At 47.3% G+C, this 6,233-nt stretch carries 4 protein-coding genes; all 4 read left to right on the forward strand.

Going from position 1 to position 6,233, the window contains the following annotated elements:
- Positions 1-405: 405 nt before the first annotated feature.
- The 4 genes from MSA64_RS10135 (at position 406) to MSA64_RS10150 (ending at position 6,094) form a co-directional block, all read left to right on the forward strand.
- Positions 406-3,564: an ATP-binding protein gene (locus tag MSA64_RS10135; protein WP_287891509.1), complete on the forward strand. Its 3,159-nt coding sequence runs from the start codon at positions 406-408 to the stop codon at positions 3,562-3,564.
- A 133-nt stretch (positions 3,565-3,697) separates the two neighbouring features.
- Positions 3,698-4,963 (forward strand): AfsR/SARP family transcriptional regulator, encoded by a 1,266-nt coding sequence (locus MSA64_RS10140; RefSeq protein WP_287891510.1) that lies wholly within the window; start codon positions 3,698-3,700, stop codon positions 4,961-4,963.
- A 24-nt stretch (positions 4,964-4,987) separates the two neighbouring features.
- The gene (locus MSA64_RS10145; protein WP_118635185.1) at positions 4,988-5,428 is read left to right on the forward strand and encodes a hypothetical protein; all 441 of its coding nucleotides are present in this window, start codon (positions 4,988-4,990) and stop codon (positions 5,426-5,428) included.
- Positions 5,429-5,905: 477 nt separating this feature from the next.
- Positions 5,906-6,094 carry a hypothetical protein gene (locus tag MSA64_RS10150; RefSeq protein ID WP_106491681.1) on the forward strand — a complete coding sequence of 63 codons (189 nt, stop codon included), beginning with the start codon at positions 5,906-5,908 and terminating at the stop codon, positions 6,092-6,094.
- The last annotated feature ends 139 nt before the right edge of the window (positions 6,095-6,233 follow it).

Raw genomic sequence — 6,233 nt, forward strand, 5'->3', positions numbered from 1 at the left:
AGCTGCGTCAGGCACTCCTGCAAAGCCAGAGGAAGACCGATGGTAAAGAACTTTCCACCCGGATCGTTCAGACGGAAATCAGACCTGCAGATCTTAAATGGCAGTTTCTTCTTGAGCAGAAGAATAACCGCACACACCACACTGACAACCTGTGAAAAAACAGTGGCGAGGGCTGCTCCGGCAGCATACAGATGGAGTCCGGCAACGAGGATCAGATCACCGACGATATTGACGATACAGGCAACGGAACAAACAGCAGCGATAATTATATAGAGACAGTAAAAAATATTAAGAGATTATGCAGGAAAAACAGAAAACAGATTCGATATTGCTAACATTGCAGTTTCCGGTAAAATCAGGTAGTATAGAACACAGGAATATAAATCATATATGGGGTAAACATGGATGAAGAAAAGAGAAAAACGAGTAGCCTATATCCTTCGGGCAGGGATGACGGTACTCACGATAATACTGATTATTTTGTTTTTCGGTATCATGTCGCTGGTCAGTGACCTCCAGGGAACGGCAAGGGTCGTAAACTACGCCGGACTGGTTCGCGGAGAAACCCAGCGGGTGATCAAACTGGAAGTGTCAAAGGAGCCGGATGACGAGATGATAGCGACTGTGGAAGCGATCATCAACGGACTTCGTTTCGGAAGTGACGAACTGGATCTGGTACGGCTGGAGGATACAGAATTCCAGGGAAAAATCGATGAACTTGCAGCTTACTTTACGGAATTAAAAGAAGAAATCTCGAAAGTACGGCAAAAAGGCTATGAACAGACAGCAATAATCGGCATGAGCGAGAATTTTTTCCGGATGTGTGATGAGGTAACCGGGATTGCGGAACGATATTCACAAAAAAGAGCGACTGCATTGAATCATCTTGAAAAGATTGTAGTTGCAGATATTGTCTGCCTGGTACTTCTGATCGGTGTGGAACTGCTTCGGGCACTCCGCTGTGCGGCACAAAACAGGATCCTGCGAAAGAAAATCTATCTGGATGAATCCACAGGGCTGCCGAACAAAAACAAATGCGAAGAGATCCTGAGCGATCCCACCCCTCTCGGGGAAGAAGAGAGTACAGCCGTCTGTGTGTTTGATCTGAATAACCTGCGAATCATCAACAACAATCTGGGACATGACAAGGGAGACGAATATATCCGTTCCTTTGCCGAACAGCTTCGCCTCGCGGTAGATCCGGAAAACTTTGTCGGCAGGGACGGAGGAGACGAATTCATCGCGATTTTTCAAAAGACTGACCACTCGAAGATGCGGGAAACCTTAAAAAAGATCCGCACACAGATGGAAAACTACTCCGCAAAACACCCGGAGATGCCAATCAGCTATGCGGCAGGGTACGCAATCTCCCTGGACTTTGCCGGTTCCACCCTCCGGGAACTGTTTCGGCTGGCGGATAAAAACATGTACGTGGACAAAAACAGGGCAAAGATCGAAGAAGCGGCACAAAAACAGCAGAAAGCCTACGAACTGCTGGAATGGATCAAAAAAGAAAAATACCATTTTTCGGACTGTCTGTACTGTGATGCCCTGATGGATCAGTATGAGATCCTGCGGTCAAGCACCGGATACTTTCTTGCGGAAGACGGTAATTATTCCGGGGCGGTGGAACAGATCGTGGAAGAACTGGCAACCGACCGGGTGAGAAAAGAATTCTGGGAGACCTTACAGCTTACCTCCCTGGAACAGCAGCTGACAAAGGACAATCCCCAGCTGGAGATTCCCTATCGCTACAAAAGAGAGAATGTGGTTCACCGGGGAAGAGTGATCCTGAGATTCCTGGATGCCACAGAAGATGGCAGACTACACCATTTTATCCTGGGACAGGAGAACTTCCGGGACAGCAGGCAGCACAAGACGGATGAAAAACAGGAACTGATCCGCTATTACGAGCAGATGAAACAGTCGATTCTGGAAAACAGCAATTATGTAGACGCATTAATGGAAACAGCGGAAGCGGTATATACCGTAGACCTGACCAATGACTGCCTGGAAAATGCATTCTACCATGTGAAACGTGAAAGCATTATTATCGACCGGGAGATGCCATGCTCCTACGATGCCTACTGCAGAGAACGGAGTCAAAAGGTGACAGACGATACGCTGGAAAGCTACCGGATCATGGATTCCTCGGAAAAACTGCTGAAACGCTTCCGGGAAGGGGATAAACAGATCACCGTAGAGTACCGGGAAGAAAAACAGGATGGCAGGATGATCTGGCTTCAGAAGACGATCCTGATGTCCCGGGAACTGCTGTACGACCGGGAGACCGGAAAAGAACACAGTGCTGTACATGGAATTATTCTGTTTAAGAACACTTCGGAATTCCATAAAAAAGAAGAAGAGGAAAAAGAACGGCTGCAAAAAGCGGTGCAGGAGGCCGATGCAGAAAGCAAAGCCAAGACAGACTTCATGAACCGCATGAGCCATGATATCCGTACACCGCTCAACGGCATCATGGGGATGCTGGAGATCCTTCGGAAAAATGAACACAACCCGGAGAAGATGGAAGAATGTATGAATAAGATACAGGTGTCTGCCGATCATCTGCTGGCGCTTGTCAACGATGTACTGGATATGAACAAACTGGAAACCAATCAGATCCAGGAAGAGAATGAACCGTTTGACCTTGAAGTGCTGATGCGGGAAGTGGCGGTACTGATGAATCCACTTCTGGAACAGAACCGGATCACACACCGGGTATACCGGAAAAATATACACCACACAGCACTGAAAGGAAGCCCGTTACAGCTGCGCCAGATCATGCTGAACCTGTTCAGCAATGCGGTCAAATACAACAAACCGCAGGGATCCGTGGATACATACGCGGAAGAAGTATCCTGTGACGGAAAAACAGCCTGGTACGAATTCAGAATCGCAGATACCGGTATCGGCATGAGCGGGGACTTTGTAAAGAATCAGCTGTTTGAGCCGTTCACCCAGGAACAATACGGAGCCAGAACACGCTATCAGGGAACCGGACTCGGAATGTCGATCGTCAAAGGACTGGTGGAAAAGATGGGCGGAACCATTCAGGTGGAGAGCGTCCGTGGAGAAGGAACCACATTTACCTTCCGTCTGCCGTTCACCGTCAACGAGACAGCCGCTTCAGAAACAAACACAGCGGGAGAAGATATATCGGATCTCCTCCGCGACCGAAGCATCCTTCTGGTAGAGGATAATGAGATCAATATGGAGATTGCACAGTTCTATCTGGAAGAAGCAGGGGCAAAAGTAGAAAAAGCATGGAACGGACAGGAGGCAGTAGCTCTCTTTTTCCAAAAACCTGCCGGCAGTTTCGATGCGATCCTGATGGATGTGATGATGCCTGTGATGGACGGCATGGAAGCCACACAGCGTATCCGTGACCTGAAACGGGAAGATGCGGCATCGATTCCGATCATTGCGATGAGTGCACAGACGACAGCAGACATCCGGGAAACCTGCCGGAAAGCAGGAATGGATGACTATATCGCAAAACCGATCCGCGAGGAAGAACTGGCGAAAGTGATCAGAAAATCGTGGAAAGCAAAAAAAGTGTAATGCTTTGCGTTGACAAAGAAGAGATAACTGACTAAAATAAAATCAGCGAGAAGTTGCTTCCGGGAGATACCATACCGGAGGCGATTTACTTTTCTATGATAAAAACGAGGAGTAGATGGGGGGAGGGAACCATATGGATAATCAGTTACCGGAACTCAAAGTGAATATGTTGGGAAGGTTCTCCATAACCTATGGAGAACAGCCGATAACCTTCAAGAGAAACTCGGCAACCAAAGCAGTAAAACTACTGCAGATTCTGTTACATTCCAGTCTGGTGGAGGACCGCGGAAGCACAGGAATCCCCAGAGCACAGCTGCTTGATGATCTCTTTGGAAGAGAAGAACTGGCCAATGTGGGCAATAACCTGCGTGTGACGGTATTCCGTCTGCGCAAGATGCTGATCGAGGCGGGACTGCCGGAATATGAGTATATCGTAAAAGAAAAAGGTGTCTTTTACTGGCGCAGCCCGATGAAAGTGGATCTGGATGTGGCACACTTTATGGAACTTGTCAGAGAAGGAGAAGAAGAAGTAGACGAAACCAGGAAGATGAATCTGTGGGAGAAGGCCTGCAGGCTGTACAAAGGAGAACTTCTTCCGATGCAGTCCGGAGAAGACTGGGTCATCATGAACAGTGTCCGTTACAAAGACAAATATTCCAAGATACTCCGCCGGCTGTGTGCCTACAGAAAAGAACAGCACGAATACGACACCATTCTGGAACTGACAGACAATGCCATCGAGATCTATCCGTTCGACGAATGGCAGTCCTTAAAAATTGATGCCCTGATGGGTATGAACCGCTACAAAGAAGCATATCAGCTGTACGATGCGACTTCAAAAATGTTCTTTGAAGAACTGGGAATCACACCATCCGAGCGCATGATGAACCAGTTCCAGGAGATGAGCGAACGGATGGGAAGAAAATACCATGCGGCAGGAGAGATCAAGGAAGACCTGAAAGAACCGGAGTACGAAGACGGTGCCTTCTACTGCAGCCTGCCAAGCTTCCGGGATAACTACCGGCTGGTGCGTCGGCTGATCGAGCGAAACGGACAGTCCGCATTCCTTATGGTATGCTCCCTGACAGACGGCAACGGCCATCCGATGGAAAACCGGGAAAAGCTGGATGTGATGTCCATGGAACTGCACCGGGCAGTAAAAAACAGTCTGCGCCGCGGAGATTCCTTTTCCAAATACAGCCCGTCTCAGTTCCTGATCCTTCTGGTCGGAACCAGCCAGGAAAACTGTGACATTATCTTCCGGCGCATCGCCGGACGGTTCACACAAAAACATGGATCCTGGAACAAATATCTGGAGTATTACGTATCGTCCATCGCAGACGTGGAGAATCCAAATGCAAGATTAAGCTTTCAGAAAAATGAATTTCGCTGGAAATAGGCAACAGGAACAGGAGTGTGAAACATGAGTCAATTTTGGAATGGAGAAGTACTGGCAGCACCGAACCTGATCACGGTGTGTGTGGACGAAAGTCAGGCCAGCGAGATATCCGGCCGACTATATCACGGTTATTCCCAGGAGCCACAGTCCTTTGAAAATGTCGTGCAGCTGATCCGTTACATGGCAGACTTTTACGACAGCATTCGTTTTCCGGAATCCTCCGTGGTCCTTCGGGAGTTCACTTCGGAAAAGCGTGCGATGGAGGAACTACATGAAAAAAGTATGGAATATCAGCAGCTGATGGAACAAAACGGCATCTGTGCCACCTTCCACATCTTTGTCAAATACCGCCAGAACGCCACCTGGCAGGGCATCCTTGCATGGAAAGAAGGACATCAGGAGATGGAATTCTGCAGTGTCCTGGAACTGATCATCGAGATGGATGCCATACTGGGAAGAAAATAAAAGTACAGAAAAAAGCAGGAACTCTTAGGAAAGATAAGGATTCCTGCTTTTTACTTTACAGGCGGAAAACATCAAAAAGTATTACATTTCACATCCGGGTAATTCGATCACAGATCGGAACAAAATGAAAGAGTAATAAAAAACGAGTTTCTTCTATATATAATAGGATCCACCGGACCGATCTCAAAAACCCTGTCATAAACCATAAAACCCCACATACAATATAAGTAATGAGGCAAAAACCCGTCAGAGAAACGGATGAATCCATGAAGATACAGCAGATTCCACATATAGCAACCACAGGCGGACATAATTACGCCGGCAGGGAACAGGATCCGCACCGATATCACAAAACGTTACAGAATCCAACAAAAATAAAAAAAACACTAAATATATAATGACTGTAATACTTTTAGTAATGGTGCGTTTATTATAATACAAATATAAAAACAGAGTACAGAAGGAGGTGGAACAGCTGTGAGCGATTCTACGAAAAAGACGGAGACCTTTATCTTAAATATTTACAACAGGCAGAATGCCACCTGGCAGGGTTCGGTGACCTGGGTGGAAAAAAAAGAAAAGCAGCAGTTCCGCAGCGCTTTAGAATTATTAAAACTGATAGAGAGTGCTTTGGATGAAGAGGAGGGAGAAAACCATGAAAAGTAGAAATAAAAAAAGACTTCTGGCATTGGTGCTTTGCATGGTCGTTGCCATAAGCAACAGCAGCTTCATATTCGCATCCGAGACCGGACAGACCGAATACCCACAGGAAGCGGAAGTACAGACTCAGGACGAAGCCGTTGCC

This window comes from Oliverpabstia sp. (assembly GCF_022785585.1).
Classification (GTDB): Bacteria; Bacillota; Clostridia; order Lachnospirales; family Lachnospiraceae; genus Oliverpabstia; species Oliverpabstia intestinalis.

Bases quoted from the DNA above. Each gene is read 5' to 3' on its own strand.
- MSA64_RS10135 (WP_287891509.1), top strand. From the start codon at position 406: ATGAAGAAAAGAGAAAAACGAGTAGCCTATATCCTTCGGGCAGGGATG.
- MSA64_RS10140 (WP_287891510.1), top strand. From the start codon at position 3,698: ATGGATAATCAGTTACCGGAACTCAAAGTGAATATGTTGGGAAGGTTC.
- MSA64_RS10145 (WP_118635185.1), top strand. From the start codon at position 4,988: ATGAGTCAATTTTGGAATGGAGAAGTACTGGCAGCACCGAACCTGATC.